Below are 21,521 nucleotides of genomic sequence, written 5' to 3'. Positions count from 1 at the left end.
AAAGTCAAACTTTTGAGTTTTGAGTTTCAATCTTTAATTAGTAATTTCACCCTGAATAACCAATAATCGTTAATTTTCATTATGCTTTTTGCTCACATCGCTTTTCCGGTTCCTATCGACAAACTTTTTTCGTATCGGATTCCGGATCATCTTCAGCCGCGAATTTGCGCCGGTGCACGAGTATTGGCGCCTTTTGGTAAAAAAAAGATTACGGGTTTTGTTGTTCAATTAAGCGACTCATCTGACGTGAACAATCCAAGTTTTTTAACAGAAATGTTGGACTCATTTCCTGTTTTTTCTGATGAATTGCTTGAACTGGCAAGATGGATGGCGGAGTATTATATGACGCCATTAGGACAAGTATTGAATATCATGCTGCCACCGCGATTGGACAAACAAAGCGAAATCGTTATCAATCTCAAAAAAGACATTGGCGAATTCGAAATTGCTTCCCTTAGAAAAAGCAAGCCTTTGCAAGCGCGTATTTTAAAAGCGCTTTTTGTGTACAAACATCTCACTGTTAAACAATTACAGAAAAAAACTGAAACCAAAGCCATTGCGAAAAGCTTAAAAGAATTGGAGCACCTTGGCATTATCGAATATTCTGAAAAAATTGACGAAGCCGATGTTTCAGTACGTTATGAAAAATTTGTAACACTCAGCGAAGCTTTGGTGGATGAACCGGAACGCATACAGACAACCTTTGCTTTATTGAAAGGCTCGCCGAAACAAGCCAAAATTTTACGTTTTTTATCTAAGCTTTCTGATCGCGAAATCAAACAATCTGATTTGCTCAAAGCGACGCACTCAACCCTCGGATCGCTGCAAAGTCTTGAAGAAAAAAAATGGATCAAGATTTTTGAAAAAGAAAAAGTGCGTAACCCTTACGACCGGCCTTTTGCCGCGCCAATCCCAATCACCCTCAATGCCGAACAACAGAGTATCACTCATAAAATTGCAGAAGCTATTCATGCAGCAAAGTATCAAACTTTTTTGCTTCACGGTATCACCGGCAGCGGCAAAACACAGATCTATATTGAAGCGATCAAAAAAACTCTCGAAGCCGGAAAAACCGCTATCGTATTGGTTCCGGAAATATCGCTTACGCCGCAGGCCGTTGAACGATTTAAATCTCATTTTGGTGAACAAGTTGCCGTCTGGCACAGCCGTATGTCGTTGGGTGAACGATTCGATGCGTGGCGAAAAATTCATACGAGCGATTTTAAAATCGTCATCGGTGCTCGTTCCGCTATTTTTGCTCCTTTAAAAAACCTAGGATTGATCGTCGTAGACGAAGAACATGAAAATACTTACAAACAGAGCGACTCTACACCTAAATACCATGCTCGTGACGTTGCAATCATCAGGGCAACGCTCAATCATTCGGTGGTCATTCTTGGCTCCGCAACGCCCAGCATCGAATCGTTTTACAATGCTCAGACGGACAAATACCGCCTGGTGCAGCTGACTAAACGTATTCAAGACGTACCTTTACCCGAGGTCGAAATTGTCGATTTACGGAAGGAAAAACTCATTCATACTGAAGGTTGGGAGCCGGTTCTCTCCAAACCTTTGCGGGACCGTATTCGCGAGGCCGTTCAGAAAAATCATCAGGTTATTTTGTATCAAAACCGGCGCGGGTTTGCAACCTTCATTGAATGTTATCAATGCGGTTTTGTTGCCGAATGCCCGCGATGCAGTATCACGCTCACGTATCATGCTTCCCGCCAAATCCTACTGTGTCATTATTGCGGACATAAACAGGCTGCGCTTACTCAATGTCCGGAATGTGCGAATTCGTTTTTATCCAGTCTCGGTGTCGGTACGCAAAAAGTTGAAGAGGTTTTGAAGCAAACTTTTCCTGAAACAAAAACCATCCGAATGGATCTCGATACGACAACACAAAAAGGGTCTCACGAACGAATTTTAGAAAAATTCCGATCCAATGAAGCGCAAATACTTTTGGGAACGCAGATGGTTGCGAAGGGCCTCGATTTTGAAAACGTAACAGTGGTCGGCGTCATTTCGGCCGATACTAGTTTATTACTGCCCGACTTTCGCGCATCGGAAAGAACGTTTCAATTATTGACTCAAGTTGCCGGACGCGCAGGGCGGAAAAATAAATTAGGGAAAGTCGTGATTCAAACTTTCAATCCTAACCGTCCCGCGATCAAACATGCGCGCATGCATGATTACCTCTCATTTTATCAAGAAGAGATCGGCTTTCGCAAAGAATTGAATTATCCGCCGTTTACTCGTCTCACTTCCATACTTTTACGTAGTCTTGATGAGAAAAAAGTAGTTGACCATAGCCGGCAATTTTGCGATATTTTGCGCAACGAGGCGTCTAAACACGCGTGGCCACAGCATCAATTCGATATTTTGGGACCCACCGGCGCTCCGATTCTTAAAATCAGGAATTATTTTCGTTGGTACATTCTGATCAAAACCAGTAAAAAACTAGATCGCTCCGGCGTACTAACAAGAGAGGTTATCAAAAAAACTTTGTTGTTATACAATGCAACGTGCCGGGATTCCAAAGTAGAAGTGGTTATCGAAATGGATCCTCATAGTTTACTTTAAATCAGTTGTCAAATCATGAGCCGCAGATTCGAAGAAAAAAAAGAAGCGTTTGAAATTCTCAATAAGGAATTAAGCGACCTTATTCCTCTCGATCAGCGCGTCCTCCGCAAACAACAACAAAAATCCGAAGAAACTCATACCAAAACGCCTTCCACTGCGGAACTCAAGAAAAACGTTCCGAAAGAATGGTTGGATGAGCAAGCTGCGTTGTATGATAAGTACAAGCTTATCGAGCGGGTTTATAAATTTTATCGCAATATTATTCAGAATATGAGCAGCTGCATTATCTGTATGGATATGACGGGCAGCATTACCTTTCTCAACGCCCAGGCAGCTAAAACGCTCGGATATTCTATTGAAGAATTACTTGGACGGAATCTTGTCGATATTTTTGCAGAACCTCAGACGAATGGCCAATTGATCGACCTCATGTTGATCCAAAATAAACGTTTTGAAAGTAAAGAAGTAAAACTTGTAGCGAAGTCCGGAGCGGTCATCCCGATCGGATTCAGTACGTCGCCGCTCATCGAGCACGACGAGCAGCTCGGCGTCATTATTACTTTCCGCGATTTGACTGAAATGAATATTATGCGCCGACAAGTCGAGCGTATGGATCGTTTGGCTACTTTAGGTGAATTGGCGACAGGCATTGCGCATGAAGTGCGAAATCCGCTGGGAGGTATTAAAACAGCGGCGCAAGTTTTGGAGGAATCCTTCGGTGAGGGTGACCGTCGAATCGAATTAGTTACACGGATCGTAAGGGAAATTGACCGGGTTAACAATCTTTTGACCGATTTTTTCAAATTCGCTAAACCGGTCAAACCGTCGCGTGAATATCATGATATTGAATCGATCATCGATGCCGTCTATTTACTTTTAGCCGCTCAACTTAATTCGAAAAAAATTACATTCAGAGAAGAATTCTCGGACATTGTTCCAAAAATTTACGCCGACATGCACCAAGTCGAGCAGGTTCTGATGAATATTTTTCTTAATGCTATCCAGGCTATGCCGCAAGGTGGAGAACTCAAAGTCAAAACTTACATGACCACTGTCGGCGACAGTCCTAATCTGCATTGGTCTGATGATATTTTTGATAAAAATTTACAGTTTGTTGCCATCGAAGTCAGTGACACCGGCAATGGCATTCCGACAGAAAACCTCGAAAAAATATTCAATCCTTTTTATACCACTAAATCCGAAGGACTCGGTTTAGGCCTTTCGATCTGCAGCCGTCTCGTCGCTGAAAACAACGGCAATATTCACGTCGACAGTGTAGTCGGCAAGGGATCGACTTTTACGATTTTGCTTCCAACGCGATAAACGGAATTGAAATCCGTTCCCCCATTTGTTGATTTAAAATATCAAGAATTTTCTGAACATCACAATTGAATAAAGAGCTCGTTTTCATCTGATCGATGGTCTGTAATTTCTGAAAGGCTTTCCGATATTGTAAATTTCTTCCGATCAGATTGCCGGTCTCGTGATGATAATGGCCGACAGCTAAATGAATGATCCCCTGAATAAATCTTTTTGACTCGCCTTCTTCAAGCCCAACCCAAATTTCTTCCAGTGTTTCATGGCATTCAAAAAATTTGCCGGAATTAAATTGATTCACACCTTTCATCCACAACAACTGAATCAGTTCGGTGTCCATTACACGACCGATTGTGGTACATCATGAATATAGGCGTTCATCATCCGTATCTCTTCTTCTTTTTCGTCGATATTGACCTGAAGCAGGTCACGCATTGAGACCATTCCGATCAGACGGTCGCCGTCGACAATCGGTAAGTGACGCGAGCCAATGCGCTTCATGGTTTCCAAACACACATCGTGACTTTCCTTAGCATTGCCAACGGCTACATTTTTGGTCATAACTTCATCGATGCGTGTTTTGTGAATATCCAACCCTGGAAGAACGACGCGTTTCATCAAATCGCGTTCGGAAAATATACCGCGTAAACGCCGGTCGCTTTGATTGTCAACCACTACGACAGCGCCAATATTTTTTTCCGTCATGAATTTGACAGCATGCTCGATAGTCGTTCCCACTGTAATGGAATAAAGTTCGCGTCCGGAAATGATATCACTTACGGATTTCATACAAACCTCCTAGATACTTGGGTTGGACGTTATTTGGTAAATTATTAAAAGATTTTGCGAGATTGGATCAGCAAGAAGGTGAAAACAATATAAGGCTCGATTTTTGAGAAGTCAAGAAAGTGAAACTATTCGCATTTTATTTTGGCAGTTTTATCGATTCCGAAATTCTCGTTGCAAAGATCGAGCCGCATCCCGTTTAGCTATGCTTTCGCGTTTGTCGTGAAGTTTTTTCCCTCGGGCGACTGCTAATTGCACTTTAACCCGATTCCGTTCGTTGAAATAAATCGAAAGGGGAATCAGCGTCATACCTTTTTCATCCACCTGACGTTGGAGCTTTCGGATTTGTTGCCGGTGAATTAAGAGCTTTCGTGGCCGGTATTCTTCGTGATTATTATAATTTGCTTGTCTGTATTCGGGAATATGAACGTGATACAACCATACTTCATTTTTTTCTATACGAGCATGGCTGTCTTGAATATTCACTTTTCCTTCTCGTAAAGCTTTGACTTCACTGCCAACGAGCGCAATTCCTGCTTCAATCGTATCGATGATTTCAAATTCGTGCCGTGCTTTCCGGTTCGTAGCGATCGTCTTAATGTCGTTTTTTTTTTCAGCCATGGTTACGGACAACTATATTTCCTCTCGAACCGGATGCTCTTGAGTTTTTTGAGAATTGTGCGTGATCATTTCGCCGATCAAACCGGTCATTAAAATTTGAAAACCGATCAGCATCAACAAAATTCCCAGAAATAACATCGGTCGATTGGCTAACGGCACACCCAAAAACCAATCGATGGAAAGGTAGCTATTAATTCCAAGCCCGATCAGAAAGATAAAAACGCCGATAAAACCAAAAAAATGCAAAGGGCGTTTCACATAACGTGACAAAAACAGTACTGTCACAAGGTCCAGAAAGCCGCGAAAGAAACGAGCTATCCCGAATTTACTATATCCGTATTTTCTCGGGTGATGCTGCACTACAATTTCCGTAATTCGTCCGTAACCTTCCCACTTCGCCAACGCAGGAATATAGCGATGCAATTCTCCGTAAAGGCTCACATCTTTGACCACTTCGCTCCGATAAGCCTTGAGACCGCAGTTAAAATCGTGAAGCTTGATGCCGGTCAACAAGCCGGTCACAAAGTTAAAAAATTTCGAAGGAACGGTTTTTCCAATCGGATCGAATCTTTTTTTCTTCCAGCCTGAAACCAAGTCGTATCCTTCTTCAAGCTTTTTTATCAGATTCGGAATTTCACGCGGATCATCTTGCAAATCGGCATCCATCGTAATCACGTAGCGGCCGCGTACCCTTCGAAAACCTTCAGCCAGAGCGGCTGATTTACCAAAATTTTTGCGGAATTTTAAAGCGCGCACATTTGCGTTTTGCGATTGCAGTTGCCGGATGATTTCAAAAGAACGGTCCGTACTTCCGTCGTCGATAAATAAAATTTCATACGACCGTTTCATGGTTCCGATCACTTCCGCAATCATCGTTGTCAGTTCCGACAACGACTCTTCTTCATTCAGAAGCGGAATTACTATCGAGATTTCAGGATTAGAATTCATGATTACTGTGTGTATAGATCGATGTTTTTGGGATAGCGGATTTCGAATATGCTGCTGCTAAATGATTTATTGATCGTTCGTAAATCGAAGTAAAGGCTCAACAAATCCTTTTCTTTCGGACGGACCACACGAACGTATCTTGGAAAATAAAAGCCGCTTATTTTTTCAAAACGGGTAAACTCTTTTTCTAATATCAATTCACCGGAAGCGTCGTAGTAATTGATTCGACTCACTGCAAAATCAGCGTACGGATCGATCCATATTTTTTTTGTGCCCGATCCGTTAGCAAAAATCATGACATAGTAACTGCTGTCCACATCAAATTGCGTTAACTGTTTTAATTCCGACTGCTTGATCGGAACCAATCCCAGCAGCAATTCGACCATTTCTTCGAAGCTCACATCGTAGTCAAAAGTTTTGCGAATAGCGTCGGTACTGGTCTTACCTTTAATGACGTATTTATTAATAATATTATATAAAACATAGGTGTCTTTATTGAGAGATGCTTTTAAGCCGTCCACACCCAGAATACCTTCGATTTTAATGTAAACCGAATCGGGATACCGAATGGCGATCTGCGCGCTAAATTGATTGGATGACTTTGGTGACTCGAGCGTCAACGTGCTGACCGCTTTCATGTACCGTAACCGTTCCGTATAAGCGTTATTTTTTTTGACGATTTCAAGCGGTGTAATGTCGTGAATTGAAGCTTTTTCGCGTCGCACGGTCCCGGTTGAAGAGCAGCTTTGTAAAAGAACAACAACCAAAAACAATAAACAAAATTTTTTCAGCAAGGTATGTTTAGCCTTATTCTATAGTGAGTGATTGAATTTTTTTTAAAATTTGCGGTTGATCTTTATTGATCTCCAATGCTTTTTCCCAAAACGATTTGGCTTCGGTTGTTTTTTTCAATTTCCAGTAAATATCGCCCAAATGGTCGGCAACTTCCCAGCTCGAATCGTCGATTTTGTAGGATTGATTGACAAATTTTAGCGCTTGATCATATTGACCCAATTGATAGTATATCCATCCGATCGTATCGAGGTAATGAGAATTGTGAGGCGCTTTGGACAGAGCTTTTTGAATCATTTCAAGCGCTTTATCCAATTTGACGCCGCGCACTGCGAGACTGTAACTATAGTTATTCAGAATGGCTTCATTGCCGGTATCAATAACCAGAATGCGGTCAAACATGGCGTCCGATTTTTCAAACTCTTTATTTTCCTGATACAATTGCGATAAGATGCTCATTGAAAATACGTCTATGCCGTTGAATTCTACCGCTTTTTCAAGATATTCAACCGCTTCTTTTTTTCGCTGAAGTTGATATAATGTGAAACCCAGAGAGCGTTTAATATCTGAGCTGGCGGGAAACGAAATCTCCGCTTTTTTGAAATGTTGAAGCGCCTTGGGATAGTCCGCGGTTTGCAGAGCCAGACTTCCGATGCGAGCATGCACTAAATCGTCTTCTTTAATTTTGACTAAAACCTCATACGTAGCAATTGCGTTTGGAACATCTCTATTGAAAACGTAAGACTGCGCAAGCGCGTCCAGTAAAAAAATATTATTGGGCTCGTTCTGCGATGCCTGAGAATAAACTTTAACGGCTTTGTCATACATCTTGTTCTTCATGTACAAATCACCAAGCTTGGACGACAGCAATGCGTTAGGGCCAAGGATGGCAATCAATTCTTCATAATACTTAGCAGCTTCAAGAGTTTTGCCTTGAAATTCCATCAGCGCAATCAATCGATAACGGGCATCGATATTGGTTACATCAAGCTTGGTGATTTGTTCAAGGGCACTGATTGCTCGCGGATAATCGTGCCATTTGATATAAATTTCCGTAAGATATTCCAACGACTCGATATGATGCGCATCGCGGGAAAGAACTTTATTGATTATACCATAGCTTTTTTCCAATTTGCCTTGTGCTATATAATTGCCGGCAAGCGAGGCATAAATTTCATTGGACGTAGTGTCATACCGTAACGCTTCAATGTAGTTATTTATCGCCGATTCGGATTCGCCGATCATGTCATCGATAATAGCGTCTACAAAACGTTCCAATGCTAGAGGATTGTAGGGCGGTTTTTCGATTTCCGTTTTTTTGGAAACAGTAGTGCCGGCACACCCCGTTAAGATAAAAAAACCGATAGCCCACGCCATCGGAGAATGAAAAATATCTCTTAACTTCATAGTGATCAATATATTTTATTCTGCCTTAAATAACAAGTTTTTGTTAGTTGGACAGGAGTCAAAATATTCAGGATATTCTGGAGTATCGGTAATTGGATCGAATATTAGCGTTGAAATATTTTCCCAAAGATTCGGCGGTGAGCAAACTGTCATATTGATATGCCGGCACATCGAAATATTGGTAAATTCCCCCTTTTTGGAATTCTACCTCCAATATACTATGATCCTGATCGTACCCTACCGATTTTAGCTCAGACGACGTAACCTCGATTCTATCCATAATTTTAATTTCAAACATCTCTGTGACTTTGCATTAAGTGAAAACCATTATCAGAAATACACAAAAAACATGTTTTCCACTGTTGGACAGTAATCATTTTTTGAGTTTCTTTTTTTTCTTACTGATCGTGATTTGGTAATAGTTGCACACGCCGACCATCGGGCATTCGTCGCAGTGAGGATTGGTCGGGCGGCAGATTTCTCTACCGAGAAAGGAAATGGCCATGCCGATCTCGCCCCAGTCATCTTTAGGGATGAGCTTGAGGAGTTCTTTTTCGATTTTGTCGGGTTTATCGCTGGTAACGGCTCCGAGCCGCGGTGCGACGCGCACGACATGTAAATCGACGATGATGCCCTCCGCCGGTCCGCCTGATTCACGAATGATAACGCTCGCCGACTTGCGCCCGATTCCCGAAAGTTCCGTCAGTTTCTCCATCGTGTGCGGGATATTCGCGTCATCCTGGATCGCGCGAGCCATCGAGATCAGCCATTTGATCTTGTTGCCGAAATTACGCACCGTGTCGAGATACGGCAATAATTGTTCCGGCGTCGCTTCGGACAGCTCTTTCATCGACGGGAACGCTTCAAAAAACTTGATTGCGACTTGATTAATATGTTTATCGCTGTCCTGCGCCGACAGCACCGTCATGATCACCAGTTGATAACGGTTTTTGTATTCAAGCGGGTGTTTACGGCCTTTGTATTTTTCGATCAGCGGCTTGAAAGATTCGGCCCAATTCACGGTCGTTTCCATGGTGTGTCCTATGTTAAATTTTTAATTTAAGTCTATGTGTTGTGCTGAACTTGGTTCAGCATATCTGTTTTCTTTACATACCCCGAACCAAGTTCGGGGTGACGTTCAAAATCCATGATAATCCGTTTCATCAGTGTCATCTGTGTTCTATTTCAAAACAAATTAAATTGCTCAATCCCGCCGCGCAAGAACGGCGCGGGTTTCCGACGAACGATTTTTTTGTTCAATCCGTATTTATGTGTAAACGTTTTGAAGACTTTAGCAATGTGTTCGGCCATTTCGCCTTCGCCGGTCATACGTTTGCCAAATTCGGCTGACGCCAATTTACCGTCGCGCGTGTCCTGGATCGCATGAATGATTTTTTCCTTTTTGGTCGGATACGTTCTTTCTAACCAGTCTTTGAAAAGCGCCTTCAAAGCCCATGTGAGCCGGACGACCGTATAGCCCGCACTGGTCGCGCCGGCTTCCGATGCCAGCCGTAAAATTTCAGGCATCTCGTGATCGTTGAGGCCGGGGATCATCGGCGCCGTCATTACGCCGACCGGAATATTGTTTTTAGCCAGTAATTCGATGGCGTGAAATCGTTTGGTTGGAGATGCTGTCCTCGGTTCCATCTTCCGTGCCAATTCGGTGTCGAGCGTCGTAATCGAAATCATTACTCCGACGAGATTCAGTTTAGCGAGCTCGCTTAAAATATCCAGATCGCGCGTGATCAGAAAGTTTTTTGTGATGAGACGAACGGGGTTCTGATATCGCAGAAATACTTTCAAAAGCCCACGCGTAAGTTGGAGTTTTCGTTCGGCCGGCTGGTAACAATCCGTATTACCGGAAACGCAGATCGGCTCAGGCCTCCACGAGGATTTCCGGAATTCTTTTTCAAGCAATTGCGCCGCGTCGTATTTGACTAAAATTTTCGTTTCAAAATCCAGACCCGACGAATAGCCGAGATATTCATGCGACGGCCGCGCGTAACAATAAATGCAGCCGTGCTCACAGCCGCGGTACGGATTGATGCTGTACGTAAAGGGTATGTCCGGCGAATCGTTTTTGGACAGGATTGATTTGGTCGTGTCGCGGATATATTCGGACGGAATTTTCTTTTCGGGATCGACGTCTTCGTCGGTAATATCGTCAAGACTTTTTTCGGAGTGGAATTCGTCGAAACGGTTGGCAGGATTGAATCCGGCCGAACGCCCTTTGGTAGTTTTGGTAAATTGCTTTTGCGGGATTGATTCGAAATCATTATATTCGGACGCATCGTCCTCATGTGTCGGAACTACGGTACGATGATCGTCATTGTTGTTTTGGATGGGGATGGGCATGGATTGAAATTAGACGTTTTTTGAAGAGACGCAAGTTTTTTTACACACCTTTCGTAAGCACACACTTAAATTGAATGCTGACTGCATCAGGAGAAATGACATGATACCGAGAACAGATTTTCAAGGCGCTTCGGCTCTGCCTTTCGGGCTTCGTCCGCGTAAAGCCGCTTTTTACAATATCGATGAGATCATCCAACAAAAAGGATCCGCGTTTTCCGAAGATGAAATAAAACAATTTGAAGAACTTGATCTGGTTTACCGGACGATTGTCGGGATTTTGTATAATTTCGTTCCGTTGTCCGGCCACCCGGGCGGAAGCTTGTCATCGGGCCGTATCGTCGAAGGACTTTTGTACCAGACGATGGACTATGATTTTTCAAAACCGGATATTTTTGAAAACGACATGATCTGCTACACGGCAGGCCACAAAGCAATGGGACTTTACGGAATGTGGGCATTACGCAATGAACTCATCCGCATTGCATCGCCGTCGCTGCTGGCCGCTGAAAAACGGCAATTGCGCCTGGAAGATTTGCTGGGTTTTCGTAAAAACCATACGCAAGGCACGCCGTTATTTGAAAAATTTAAAGCCGTATCGCTCGACGGGCATCCGTCGTGTATCGTTCCTTTTGTAAAAACCGCGACAGGACCGAGTGGTGTGGGCGTTCCGGCTGCGTGCGGACTTGCTTTCGGCGCTTTGGATATATACCCGGACGATCCGCCGCTTGCGCATTTGATCGAAGGTGAGGGTGGTATGACGCCAGGCCGTGTATACGAAGCCCTCGCCGCCGCCGCTTCAGCGCAATTGCACAACGTCATTATGCACATCGACTGGAATCAATCGACTATCGACTCCGACCGCGCCACCGCCGAAGACGATAAACGCGGCGAATACGTGCAGTGGGATCCGAAAGAACTGATGTACCTGAATGACTGGAACGTGATCTGGGTTCCGGAAGGACATAATTTTAAACAGATACTCAATGCGCAAAAACTCGCATTATCGCTCGATACGAAAATTCCGACGGCGATCGTTTATCGCACAGTGAAGGGGTGGAATTACGGTATAACCGGTAAATCCTCGCACGGCGCCGGACATAAATTCTGCTCGGATGAATATTACAAATATATCAGCATGTTCGAAACGCGTTACGGCGTGCAATTCCCGCGTTTCAGCGGTGACAAATCGCCGGAGAATGTTGAAAAATATTACTGGGATACTCTGCTCGTCATTCGTGGCGCGCTCGAAAAACAATCAGAATTGACGAAATGGGCTTCGGCGAAAATTCAGTCGTCGAAAGAACGCTTGCATAAACGTAATTTAAAGAAACGTTCAGATGCGCCAAATCTTGAAAATTTGTACGACGGAACTTACAAATCGACGGTGATCCCGGACGAATTGAAGCTGGAAACTGGAAGTTCGACGACGATTCGCGGTCAGCTTGGCAAGGCATTGGCTGTACTCAACAAAAAAACGAGTGGCGCATTGATCGCAACCGCGGCAGACCTTTTTGAATCGACGAGTATTGCCGGCGTCAATAAAGGTTTCCCGGAAGGCATGTTCAACGCCGTCACTAATCCGAAGACGCGCCTGGTTGCAGTCGGCGGAATTTGCGAAGACGCTATGGGCGCTTTTATGTCCGGCGTTTCAAGTTATCGCAATCATATCGGCATCAGCGCATCATACGCCGCTTTCATCGTTGCAATGGAACATACGGCCGCGCGCTGCCATTGCATTGGCCAGCAAAATTACTGGGAACGTACGGGCGAACCTTTCCGTACGTGGATCATGGTGAATGGTCACGCCGGTCCGAAAACCGGTGAAGATGGCCCGACTCACGCCGACCCACAGTGCCTGCAATTGCTCATGGAAGATTTCCCGAAAGGAAAATTGATCACCCTGACGCCTTGGGAACCCGAGGAAGTTTGGCCGCTTTTGATGGAAGGCTTGCTCAAGCGTCCGGCGGTGCTGGCACCATTCGTCACGCGTCCTGCTGAAAATATCATCGATCGAAAAAAATTAAAAATGCCTGATGCAATCAGCGCCGTCAAAGGTGTTTATGCATTCCGCAAAGCGGATCTTTCGGCGAAACATTATCACGGAACACTCGTCCTGCAAGGTTGCGGCGTGGCCAGCATGTTCGTCAACGGCGTCCTTGAAAAATTGGACCAAGACGGGTTGAATATGAACGTATATTATGTTGCCAGCACGGAATTGTTCCGGCTTTTGTCTGCGGATGAACAGGAAAAGATTTTCCCGGAGAAATTCCGTTACCATGCAATGGGTATGACCGATTTCACTCTACCGACCATGTATCAATGGATTCGTTCGGAAGAAGGAATGCGCCGTACGTTGCATCCCTTTCGTCACGGCCATTATTTATCGACCGGTTCGGGAGAGAAAGTTTTGGAAGAAGCCGGGCTGCATCCGAAAGGACAGTACAAGGAAATCAGCGATTATGCCAAGTGGATCGAAAAGCAGCATGCTGAAAAGAAACTGATCGGCTTTTAGTTAAATTACATAAAACATCATTTCTAAAACAGTGAAGCAGATAATTCTGTTTCATAGAGAAAGCGCTTTATTATGAAAAAGTATGGATGGGTGTTTTTTTGTTTATTGCTAGTTTCGTTTTCAGACAATCCACTTTCTGATGACGAAAAAATGGCGTTGGAAAGTATTCAAGCCAACACGTTGAAAGCGCATTTGGCATTTTTACAAGACGATTTGTTGGAAGGGCGCGAAGCCGGTGAACGGGGTAATCTGATCGCGGCCAATTATATTGCCGGCGAATTTGAAAAACTGGGCTTGCTGCCAAAAGGCGACGGCGGTTCTTATTTTCAATCAGTAAAATTGGTTTCAGCGCCTGTACTGCCTGAAACGAAACTGACATTGAATGCGAAGCAATCCGTTCAATTCGAATTCAGTTCCAATTTCCTTTTGTACAACTATCCTCAGACAGACACCGTAATCAAAAAGGAACTGGTATTTGCGCGCTTCGGCATTACGGCGCCTGAATATAACTATGATGATTTCAAGGATCTGGACGTCAAAGACAAAATCGTTGTGATTTTTGCAGGCGAACCGATATCCGCCGACAGCAGTTATTTCATGGGCTACAAAAATTCAAAATACTCCTTGCTGTCGCATAAATCGAAAGCGATCAAACGTCTTGGCGCAGCCGGCGCTTTAATTCTGGCCACGCCGGAACATGCCGGATCGTATAAATTTCTGTCCAACTATCTCGGACATCGTACGATCAACCTGCATCGTGATTATGTTCATTCAAGTAATGATAACCCTGATTTCTTTTTTCCTATTCTGAATCCTGATGCGTCAAAACAATTTGTTGAAGGCTTGGGCTGGAAATGGGATGATGTTTCGGTTTCATTTCCTAAACAGAAAACCGGTCCGATCAAGAATGCGACGGTTGAAATTACGGTAAAAAGCAATCGCCGGTATTTTGACAGCCCTAATGTGATTGGATTATTGGAAGGCACCGATAACAAGGATGAATACGTGATCTTATCGGCGCATTTCGATCATATCGGAATTACCAAACCGGTCGACGGCGATTCGATCAATAACGGCGCGACGGATAATGCGTCGGGAACCAGCGCTTTGCTAAGTACGGCCGAAGCTTTTGCCAAATTGAAAGTCAAACCAAAACGTTCGATTTTATTTGTAGCATGTACGGCGGAAGAAAAAGGATTGCTTGGATCTAAATTTTATTCAGAAAATCCCACCATTGATCTCTCGAAAGCCGTGGCGGACATCAACATGGACGTGGTCGGGTTTGCTACATCCGAAAAAGCTTCAGCGATCACGTTAGTCGGAGACGAGTATACGACGCTCGGTGCGACCATGCAGAAATGGGCACGTTTTGTGGGCTTAACGCCTTTGCCGGATTTATTTCCACAGGAAAATTTCTTCCAACGAAGCGATAATTATAATTTTTCTGTCAAAGGTATTCCATCGATTTCACCCGGCGGAGGCACCGAATCCAAAGAAGATTTCGATGTATATTTAAAATTTTATCACAAAACGTCAGACCAGCTTGGAAAAGTTCCTTTCAGCTTCAATCTCCTGCGTTTGCAGACACAATGCATTTTCTTATCGGCATTAGATGTGGCGAATACTCAAGAGAAACCGAAGTGGTTAAAAAAATTATAAAAACGGATTTATCGGCCTTAAATGATTTTCTAATTCAATGAAAATCAGTCTTATCGGTATCATCCGCGTTCTATTTATTTCTAAGGAGTTTATGAGTGTAAAAAAAATTACCGTAATCGGCGCAGGCATTATGGGCAATGGTATTGCGCATGTTGCCGCGCAAGCTGGATTTGATACCATTCTTAACGATATTTCTAAAGAGATTTTAAATAAAGCATCGGTTTCTATTACCAAGAACCTCGATAAAGGAATTGAGTTAGGTAAGTTGACTGCTAAAGACAAAGAAACGACTTTATCAAAATTAACTTTTAACGATGATCTTGAATCGTCGATTCAAGACGCCGATTTTATCATTGAAGCTGTTCCGGAAAAAATTGATCTGAAAATTAAGATCTTTTCCACACTTGATAAAACTTGCAAACCTGAAACCATCCTGGCAACCAATACTTCATCGCTCAGCATTATCGAAATAGCGGCCGTTACCAATCGTCCGCAACGCTGCATCGGCATGCATTTTTTCAATCCGGTTCACAAAATGAAACTAGTCGAGATCATCAAAACACTCGAAACTGACGAAACGACGGTCCGAATAACGCAGGAAGTATCGCTCAAAATGGGTAAAGAGATCGTGACCATCAAAGAATCGCCCGGATTTATCACCAGCCGCATCAATGCGATGATAGGTAATGAAGCCTTTTACATGCTGCAGGAAGGCATTGCATCAGCTAAGGACATTGATACGGCATTGAAACTAGGATTGAATCATCCGATGGGACCGTTTGAAATGGTGGATCTCGTCGGGCTTGATACGCGGTTGAGCATCTTGGAATATTTGCATAAGTCATTGGGTGAAAAATATCGTCCGTGCCCTTTGATGATCCAGTACGTCAAAGCCGGACGTCTCGGCCGGAAAGCCGGCAAGGGAGTGTACGATTATTCAAATGAGAAGAAATAACCGAAATAATATTTAAAAACTTCTTGTGAATTCGTCGGTTAACATACCCGATCTTTTTCCTCTTTTCGATCTGAATGCTCCTTTTTCAGTCGTTGACGTTGAGACGACAGGTAACAGCCATTCTATCGGCCACATTATCGAAATCGCGATTGTTAGAGTCGAAAACCGCGCTATAGTCGACCAATTTCAATCTTTTATACGCCCACCGATTCCTGTTCCGAGTTTCATTACTAAACTGACGGGAATAAGTGATACTGACTTAGCCGAAGCGCCTGTATTTGCCGATATTCAGGCAACCATCGCCGGAAAGCTCCAGAAAAGTTTTTTTGTAGCACACAACGTTAGTTTTGATTACAGCTATATCAAAACAGAGTTCGAGCGAATCGGACGCCGTTTTTTCATGGACCGTTTTTGCACGGTTAAATTGGGGCGCAAACTTTATCCCGGTCACCGTCTTTACAACCTTGATGCTCTTGCAGAACGTTTTGAAATAACGGCGAACGGCCGTCACCGAGCACTCAGTGACGCATTAATTACAGCCGAAATTTTTGAACATTATTTGCGCCATCCCGACGCGGCTGAAGTTTTTTCCAAATATCAACGGTCGTTCGAAAAGAAGGAAAAATGGTTGGAAGAATTTGAAGACGATATTTTTAAATTGCCTGCAACCAAAGGCGTTTATTTCTTCAAAGATCGTTTCGATCTTCCTTTATATATCGGTAAAAGTACGAACATCCGTTCACGTGTTCTTTCGCACTTGCGGGAAGATAAGCTTTCAAAAAAGAAACGGCTCTTCCGCAGTACACATCGCTTTGACTTTGTAGAATGCCGGACGGAATTGGAAGCGCTGATCCTTGAATCACGATTGATCAAAAAACATCAACCGCCGTTTAACATCCAACAGCTCGATAAAAAAAACTATGTTTATCTCAGAATCACTGATGATGCCTATCCCAAAATTTTGATTGCGAAGCACCGGAATGCCGATGCTACGTATGTCGGACCTTTCCGGTCGGTGCGTTTACTGGAGCACGTATTGGAACGCGTGCGCAGACATTTTAAGCTGTGCCCGGAATTGCTCAGGGAACGTCGTTTGAATAAAGGTTTTTGTTTTGCATATCAGCTTAATCAGTGCTGTGGCGCCTGCGGCGAAGCCATTACACCTGAAGATTATCAGCAGATAGTACATGCAGCAACAACTATGGTTGAAAATTATTTGCAACTTAATACTAAAGAAAGCATCGATAATTTTTTGAAATCGGCAATAGCACGACAATCGGATTTGAAGGAAGTGAAGAACGCGTTGAAGCGCACTAAAAAGATGATGTTGGCTATCCCGGAAATGTATTCTGAAAAACTTATTCTTGTGGATGAACTTGAAAAAGCGGCTTATTTGATCAATGAGGGCTTATTATCCGGCATTTTGACGGCGCAAGATACGGACAGAGTCAATTGGGAAGAATGGGCAACGACAATTCCGCCGGATCGAACTGACGAAGATTGGATTCTACTAGATGAAAGAGAGACGATTCAGCGTTTTATCAGGACCAATCGTGATAGAATCCGGCTGATTCCGGTCAATAAACTTGTCCCAACATCCTGATCAAGGTATTGTCAGCTATTCATAATAGCGCCGTTATTAATGTCCAGAGCCTGTCCGGTAATGCTTTTTTGCTGCAGAAGATAATCGATTAAATCGGCCACTTCCTCAGGTTCAGTCATTTTACCGAGCGGAACAGGTTTCATCGCCATGGCCATTGCTTCATTTTTTGTAATACCAACAGCGTCGGCAATCCCCTGAATTCCATCATGTGCCATTTTAGTATTGACCCACCCGGGACAAATTGCGTTGACCAGAATTTTTTCTGGAGCCCATTCCACCGCCCAACTCCGCATTAACCCTAACAGCCCTGATTTGCTCGCACAATACGCACTATAACCGGCAACGCCTAGTCGTGCCAGGATTGATGATGTAATGATCACATGCTTGAATTCAGAAGGACTTTTCCTTAAAAAAGGAAGAAAAGAGTTTACAAATTGGTAGGTTCCTGTCAAATTTGTTGAAATGATTTCATCCCATCGGTCATTGATGCCAAAAGTATTTTTTCCTCCGACCCCTGCGTTGGCTATTATTCCATCAAGCGTGATTTTAGGAAAGGATTGAATAGCCGAATTCAGGCTTGCCGGTGAACGTACGTCAACAGCGAGTACCTGATGCCGTGCAGGTTCAGGTAAATCCTTGAGAGTTGCTTGCAACTTAGCAATATCACGACCGCACAAAATTACTGCATGCCCATTTTGAGCTAGTTTAACGGCAATAGCCCGACCAATACCTGATCCGGCGCCGGATATAAGATAGTGTTTCATGATTTTAATTTAATTGATAGACGGAATTTGAAAGTACGGATTAACTGAGGTTAGTATGATATTCTTGAATACTGGTTACCGAGAGTTTTTCTTCGGCAATGGCCCGAATGCCTTTCACCAAACCGATGGCTCCCGGGATTGTAGTGATCATCGGAATTTTATACAGCATCGCCGCTTCCCCGATATAACGTTCGTCAAGTTTTGCAGCTTTACCGGTCGGAGTATTGATAACGATTTGAATTTCTTTGTTTTTGATCCGGTCAATAACGTGCGGGCGGCCTTCCTGTAATTTAAAAACGTGTTTTGTGTCAATACCATTGTCATTCAAAATTTTAGAAGTCCCATCCGTGGCGTAGATAACAAATCCAAGATTTTGCAGATCTTTGGCAATAGGGACAATTTTCGATTTATCCCGGTCATTGACGGTAATAAAAACCCCTCCGCTTGTCGGCATTTGCATACCCGCTGCAAGATGTGCTTTAGCCAAAGCTTTAGGAAAAGTATCGGCAATACCCATCACTTCTCCGGTCGAGCGCATTTCCGGCCCAAGATACATTCGGATGCCCGGAAATTTACTAAAAGGAAAAACCGGGTCTTTTACAGATGTATAAGCCGGAACAATTTCCTTCGAAAGGCCAAGCTCTTTTAATGTTTTCCCGACCATGATTTTTGCTGCCATCTTAGCAAGCGGAACACCGATAGCTTTGCTGACAAACGGCACTGTACGTGATGCACGAGGGTTAACCTCCAATACATATACGTCGCCATTTTGTACAGCATACTGAATGTTAATTAGACCGATCACGTTCAATTCTTTGGCAAGTTGCCGTGTAAATTGACGCAATTTATCGACAACGTCTTGCGACGCCGAATAAGGCGGCAATACGCATGAACTGTCGCCCGAATGAATACCGGCTTCTTCGATATGCTGCATCACGCCGCCGATAAAAACATCTTTACCGTCGCACAATGCATCGACGTCAAACTCGACCGCATCCACGAGAAATTTATCCACCAATATCGGATGTTCGGGCGATACGTTAATTGCATGTACCATGTAGCGTTCGAGCGCTTCTTCGTCGTAGACGATTTCCATCGCCCGTCCACCCAAAACATACGAAGGTCTGACGAGAACTGGATAGCCGATCCGGGTTGCAATATCGCGCGCTTCTGCAAATGATGATACCGTACCGTATGCGGGACATTGGATTTTCAGGCGTTCAAGTAAAGCACCGAATTTTTTTCTGTCCTCCGCCGCATCGATATTTTCCGGAGACGTCCCAAGTATTTTTACGTCGGCTTTCATGAGTGGGATCGCCAATTTCAAAGGTGTCTGTCCGCCGAATTGAACGATCACACCTTCAGGTTTTTCAGCCTCGATGATATTCATCACATCTTCGAATGTAAGCGGTTCAAAAAACAGCCGGTCGGATGTATCGTAGTCCGTACTCACAGTTTCGGGATTACAGTTGATCATGATCACCTCAAAACCCTCTTCCTGCAGAGCATAAACGCCATGCACACAGCAATAATCAAATTCTATTCCTTGGCCGATTCGATTGGGCCCCCCTCCCAAAATAATGATCTTTCGTTTTCCGGAATCGATATTTTCAGTTTCTATTTCGTACGTCGAATAGAAATAGGGCGTTTCTGACTCAAATTCAGCCGCGCATGTATCAACTGTTTTATAAACCGGGCGAACACCGTGCGATTTTCTCAATTCGCGAATTATTAGTTCATCCGTTTTCCAAATAAAAGCTAATTGTTTGTCAGAATAACCGAGTTGTTTGGCTTGGAGTAAAAGTTCAGGAGAAATTTTTTTCTTCAATACATCGAGACTGAATGTGGACACTCCAATAACTCCTTTATGAATTGAAAGACTTATAAATAAACTCTTTACGGCGGGTTGTAAACTACAAATAAACGCTCTTTGTAGCAAGTGATTTTCAAAAATTCTCAAAGAAATAGCGTGAAAACTTCGTAAAATTTTTGTCATCACACATGAAAATTCTTGACAAAGCAGGTTTTTATATATATAATTACGACGTCCTTTTGATTGAGAATTATTCTCAATTACTCAACGCTCATTAAGATCAATGAGCGTAATTTTGGTTTAAGTATTGAGAATGATTCTCAATACTTGATTTATTCTTTGTAAATGCTCTAAATCAGAGCATAATTTTTAACTTTTTAATTGAGAATTATTCTCAATAATGCTCAGTAGGTTTTATTTTGAGCATTATTTTTGGAATTATAGATGAGAATGGGTCTCAATTGTAATTTATTCAACCTTTAATTCGCGAGGATTCATGAGCCATAATTTTGTTGCGATTAACTACATTTCATGCCAAAAAAATTATAAACAAAAATTCGAAGAGCTTTTTAAGTCACGGGCGCATGCTATTGATCGTATGCCTGGATTCGTTGATATGCAAGTTCTGAAGCCGAGCAAAGATGGAGATGATTACCTAATCGTGAGTTTTTGGGAAAACGAAAATGCTTTTAAGCAATGGACTTCTTCTCCGGAATTTATCGAAGGTCATCGGCGCGGATTCGACGATATCAAACAAGCGATTCAGCGCGGGGATACTCCTCCGATGCAATCCAGCTTTAAAACCTATGAAGTTTTAACGCGATGATGACAGAATGGATTAAAAAAATAGGTTTAATAGGCCTGTTGTTTTTTCTGATTAAAGGATTGATCTGGCTTGCTATTATTTTAATTCCAATGTTTTTTGCAATGGAATAATGTTATGAAATGCAAACACACCATACTCGCACAATCGGATTTCGGCTATGTCGCACATTGTGAGACTTGCCACAGGCTGCAAATCGGTTTTGGAACGGTCGTACTCTCGCTAACAGCGGTAGAATTTACTCATTTTCGTCAAGCAGTCATCAGAAAATATGGTCTGATGGATCCGAACAACAGAACCAACAAAAATATTTTTGTGGAAACATCGGCCAATAACGTTCAACTCGCGTTTACCGGGCTAGAATTATTTCACTTGAATAGCCTGATCGCACAAGGTGAAGCGGTAATGCCTGTTGCATCGCAAGGACTACTATCATGAAAAAATGTTGTAAAAATTATGAAGAAAAAAAGGCATGTAAAGATTGCCCGGTTTTGGCTGCTCTCAGAACTTACAACGATAAATTAAAAAGAAGAGAAGTTAATCTTTATCTAAAAACTGTAAAACGTCATCCTGACGAATATTC

Annotated in this window: 19 protein-coding genes; 8 read left to right on the top strand and 11 right to left on the bottom strand. The window is 43.1% G+C overall.

The window, feature by feature from the left end; all coding sequences use genetic code 11:
- Window positions 1-81: 81 nt before the first annotated feature.
- Window positions 82-2,583: a primosomal protein N' gene (gene priA / locus K1X84_08120; protein ID MBX7151591.1), complete on the top strand. Its 2,502-nt coding sequence runs from the start codon at window positions 82-84 to the stop codon at window positions 2,581-2,583.
- 15 nt (window positions 2,584-2,598) lie between these two features.
- Window positions 2,599-3,906, top strand: a complete 1,308-nt coding sequence (locus tag K1X84_08115) for a PAS domain S-box protein (GenBank protein ID MBX7151590.1) — start codon at window positions 2,599-2,601, stop codon at window positions 3,904-3,906.
- Here the strand turns inward: K1X84_08115 and K1X84_08110 are convergent.
- The 9 genes from K1X84_08110 to K1X84_08070 form a co-directional block, all read right to left on the bottom strand.
- On the bottom strand, window positions 3,881-4,240 hold the full coding sequence (locus K1X84_08110; protein MBX7151589.1) for a DUF309 domain-containing protein: 360 nt from the start codon (window positions 4,238-4,240) through the stop codon (window positions 3,881-3,883). The genes K1X84_08115 and K1X84_08110 overlap by 26 nt on opposite strands.
- Window positions 4,240-4,689 carry a CBS domain-containing protein gene (locus K1X84_08105; protein MBX7151588.1) on the bottom strand — a complete coding sequence of 150 codons (450 nt, stop codon included), beginning with the start codon at window positions 4,687-4,689 and terminating at the stop codon, window positions 4,240-4,242. Before K1X84_08105 ends, K1X84_08110 begins: the two co-directional genes overlap by 1 nt.
- Window positions 4,690-4,839: 150 nt before the next feature.
- Window positions 4,840-5,307: an SsrA-binding protein SmpB gene (gene smpB / locus K1X84_08100; protein MBX7151587.1), complete on the bottom strand. Its 468-nt coding sequence runs from the start codon at window positions 5,305-5,307 to the stop codon at window positions 4,840-4,842.
- A gap of 12 nt (window positions 5,308-5,319) precedes the next feature.
- Complete coding sequence (locus K1X84_08095) at window positions 5,320-6,255, bottom strand: glycosyltransferase (protein MBX7151586.1); 936 nt, start codon at window positions 6,253-6,255, stop codon at window positions 5,320-5,322.
- Window positions 6,256-6,257: 2 nt separating this feature from the next.
- The gene (locus K1X84_08090; protein MBX7151585.1) at window positions 6,258-6,980 is read right to left on the bottom strand and encodes a DUF4292 domain-containing protein; all 723 of its coding nucleotides are present in this window, start codon (window positions 6,978-6,980) and stop codon (window positions 6,258-6,260) included.
- Window positions 6,981-7,062: 82 nt separating this feature from the next.
- The gene (locus K1X84_08085) at window positions 7,063-8,454 is read right to left on the bottom strand and encodes a tetratricopeptide repeat protein (protein MBX7151584.1); all 1,392 of its coding nucleotides are present in this window, start codon (window positions 8,452-8,454) and stop codon (window positions 7,063-7,065) included.
- Window positions 8,455-8,521: 67 nt separating this feature from the next.
- A complete protein-coding gene (locus K1X84_08080) occupies window positions 8,522-8,734 on the bottom strand; it encodes a KTSC domain-containing protein (GenBank protein MBX7151583.1) in 213 nt (70 codons plus the stop codon).
- Between the two features lie 93 nt (window positions 8,735-8,827).
- Window positions 8,828-9,487: an endonuclease III gene (locus K1X84_08075; GenBank protein MBX7151582.1), complete on the bottom strand. Its 660-nt coding sequence runs from the start codon at window positions 9,485-9,487 to the stop codon at window positions 8,828-8,830.
- A 152-nt stretch (window positions 9,488-9,639) separates the two neighbouring features.
- Window positions 9,640-10,809: a PA0069 family radical SAM protein gene (locus K1X84_08070; GenBank protein ID MBX7151581.1), complete on the bottom strand. Its 1,170-nt coding sequence runs from the start codon at window positions 10,807-10,809 to the stop codon at window positions 9,640-9,642.
- Between the two features lie 100 nt (window positions 10,810-10,909).
- Between K1X84_08070 and K1X84_08065 the strand changes: the two genes are divergently transcribed.
- The 4 genes from K1X84_08065 to K1X84_08050 all read left to right on the top strand — a co-directional run bounded on the left by K1X84_08065 (window position 10,910) and on the right by K1X84_08050 (window position 17,538).
- The gene (locus K1X84_08065; GenBank protein MBX7151580.1) at window positions 10,910-13,321 is read left to right on the top strand and encodes a hypothetical protein; all 2,412 of its coding nucleotides are present in this window, start codon (window positions 10,910-10,912) and stop codon (window positions 13,319-13,321) included.
- A gap of 72 nt (window positions 13,322-13,393) precedes the next feature.
- Window positions 13,394-14,980 carry a M28 family peptidase gene (locus tag K1X84_08060; protein MBX7151579.1) on the top strand — a complete coding sequence of 529 codons (1,587 nt, stop codon included), beginning with the start codon at window positions 13,394-13,396 and terminating at the stop codon, window positions 14,978-14,980.
- Window positions 14,981-15,071: 91 nt separating this feature from the next.
- Window positions 15,072-15,935, top strand: coding sequence for a 3-hydroxyacyl-CoA dehydrogenase (locus K1X84_08055; protein MBX7151578.1), 864 nt, complete (start codon window positions 15,072-15,074; stop codon window positions 15,933-15,935).
- Between the two features lie 25 nt (window positions 15,936-15,960).
- On the top strand, window positions 15,961-17,538 hold the full coding sequence (locus tag K1X84_08050) for a GIY-YIG nuclease family protein (GenBank protein MBX7151577.1): 1,578 nt from the start codon (window positions 15,961-15,963) through the stop codon (window positions 17,536-17,538).
- Window positions 17,539-17,549: 11 nt separating this feature from the next.
- Here the strand turns inward: K1X84_08050 and K1X84_08045 are convergent, their stop codons facing one another.
- Window positions 17,550-18,302, bottom strand: a complete 753-nt coding sequence (locus tag K1X84_08045) for an SDR family oxidoreductase (GenBank protein MBX7151576.1) — start codon at window positions 18,300-18,302, stop codon at window positions 17,550-17,552.
- Window positions 18,303-18,342: 40 nt separating this feature from the next.
- Window positions 18,343-20,298: a carbamoyl-phosphate synthase large subunit gene (gene carB, locus K1X84_08040; GenBank protein MBX7151575.1), complete on the bottom strand. Its 1,956-nt coding sequence runs from the start codon at window positions 20,296-20,298 to the stop codon at window positions 18,343-18,345.
- A 313-nt stretch (window positions 20,299-20,611) separates the two neighbouring features.
- Here carB and K1X84_08035 point away from each other — a divergent pair, with 313 nt between their 5' ends.
- Window positions 20,612-20,941, top strand: a complete 330-nt coding sequence (locus tag K1X84_08035) for an antibiotic biosynthesis monooxygenase (protein MBX7151574.1) — start codon at window positions 20,612-20,614, stop codon at window positions 20,939-20,941.
- Window positions 20,942-21,055: 114 nt separating this feature from the next.
- On the top strand, window positions 21,056-21,376 hold the full coding sequence (locus tag K1X84_08030; GenBank protein MBX7151573.1) for a hypothetical protein: 321 nt from the start codon (window positions 21,056-21,058) through the stop codon (window positions 21,374-21,376).
- Window positions 21,377-21,521 lie beyond the last annotated feature (145 nt).

It is taken from the genome of bacterium, assembly GCA_019695335.1.
Lineage (GTDB): Bacteria > CLD3 > CLD3 > SB21 > SB21 > JABWBZ01.
This window is presented reverse-complemented; position numbering and strand designations above follow the sequence as displayed.

What these genes read in the sequence shown, in the direction of transcription:
- priA (MBX7151591.1), top strand. Translation starts at nt 82, where the DNA reads ATGCTTTTTGCTCACATCGCTTTTCCGGTTCCTATCGACAAACTTTTT.
- K1X84_08115 (MBX7151590.1), top strand. Translation starts at nt 2,599, where the DNA reads ATGAGCCGCAGATTCGAAGAAAAAAAAGAAGCGTTTGAAATTCTCAAT.
- K1X84_08110 (MBX7151589.1), bottom strand. Translation starts at nt 4,240, where the DNA reads ATGGACACCGAACTGATTCAGTTGTTGTGGATGAAAGGTGTGAATCAA.
- K1X84_08105 (MBX7151588.1), bottom strand. Translation starts at nt 4,689, where the DNA reads ATGAAATCCGTAAGTGATATCATTTCCGGACGCGAACTTTATTCCATT.
- smpB (MBX7151587.1), bottom strand. Translation starts at nt 5,307, where the DNA reads ATGGCTGAAAAAAAAAACGACATTAAGACGATCGCTACGAACCGGAAA.
- K1X84_08095 (MBX7151586.1), bottom strand. Translation starts at nt 6,255, where the DNA reads ATGAATTCTAATCCTGAAATCTCGATAGTAATTCCGCTTCTGAATGAA.
- K1X84_08085 (MBX7151584.1), bottom strand. Translation starts at nt 8,454, where the DNA reads ATGAAGTTAAGAGATATTTTTCATTCTCCGATGGCGTGGGCTATCGGT.
- K1X84_08080 (MBX7151583.1), bottom strand. Translation starts at nt 8,734, where the DNA reads ATGGATAGAATCGAGGTTACGTCGTCTGAGCTAAAATCGGTAGGGTAC.
- K1X84_08075 (MBX7151582.1), bottom strand. Translation starts at nt 9,487, where the DNA reads ATGGAAACGACCGTGAATTGGGCCGAATCTTTCAAGCCGCTGATCGAA.
- K1X84_08070 (MBX7151581.1), bottom strand. Translation starts at nt 10,809, where the DNA reads ATGCCCATCCCCATCCAAAACAACAATGACGATCATCGTACCGTAGTT.
- K1X84_08065 (MBX7151580.1), top strand. Translation starts at nt 10,910, where the DNA reads ATGATACCGAGAACAGATTTTCAAGGCGCTTCGGCTCTGCCTTTCGGG.
- K1X84_08060 (MBX7151579.1), top strand. Translation starts at nt 13,394, where the DNA reads ATGAAAAAGTATGGATGGGTGTTTTTTTGTTTATTGCTAGTTTCGTTT.
- K1X84_08055 (MBX7151578.1), top strand. Translation starts at nt 15,072, where the DNA reads ATGAGTGTAAAAAAAATTACCGTAATCGGCGCAGGCATTATGGGCAAT.
- K1X84_08045 (MBX7151576.1), bottom strand. Translation starts at nt 18,302, where the DNA reads ATGAAACACTATCTTATATCCGGCGCCGGATCAGGTATTGGTCGGGCT.
- carB (MBX7151575.1), bottom strand. Translation starts at nt 20,298, where the DNA reads ATGACAAAAATTTTACGAAGTTTTCACGCTATTTCTTTGAGAATTTTT.
- K1X84_08035 (MBX7151574.1), top strand. Translation starts at nt 20,612, where the DNA reads ATGAGCCATAATTTTGTTGCGATTAACTACATTTCATGCCAAAAAAAT.
- K1X84_08030 (MBX7151573.1), top strand. Translation starts at nt 21,056, where the DNA reads ATGAAATGCAAACACACCATACTCGCACAATCGGATTTCGGCTATGTC.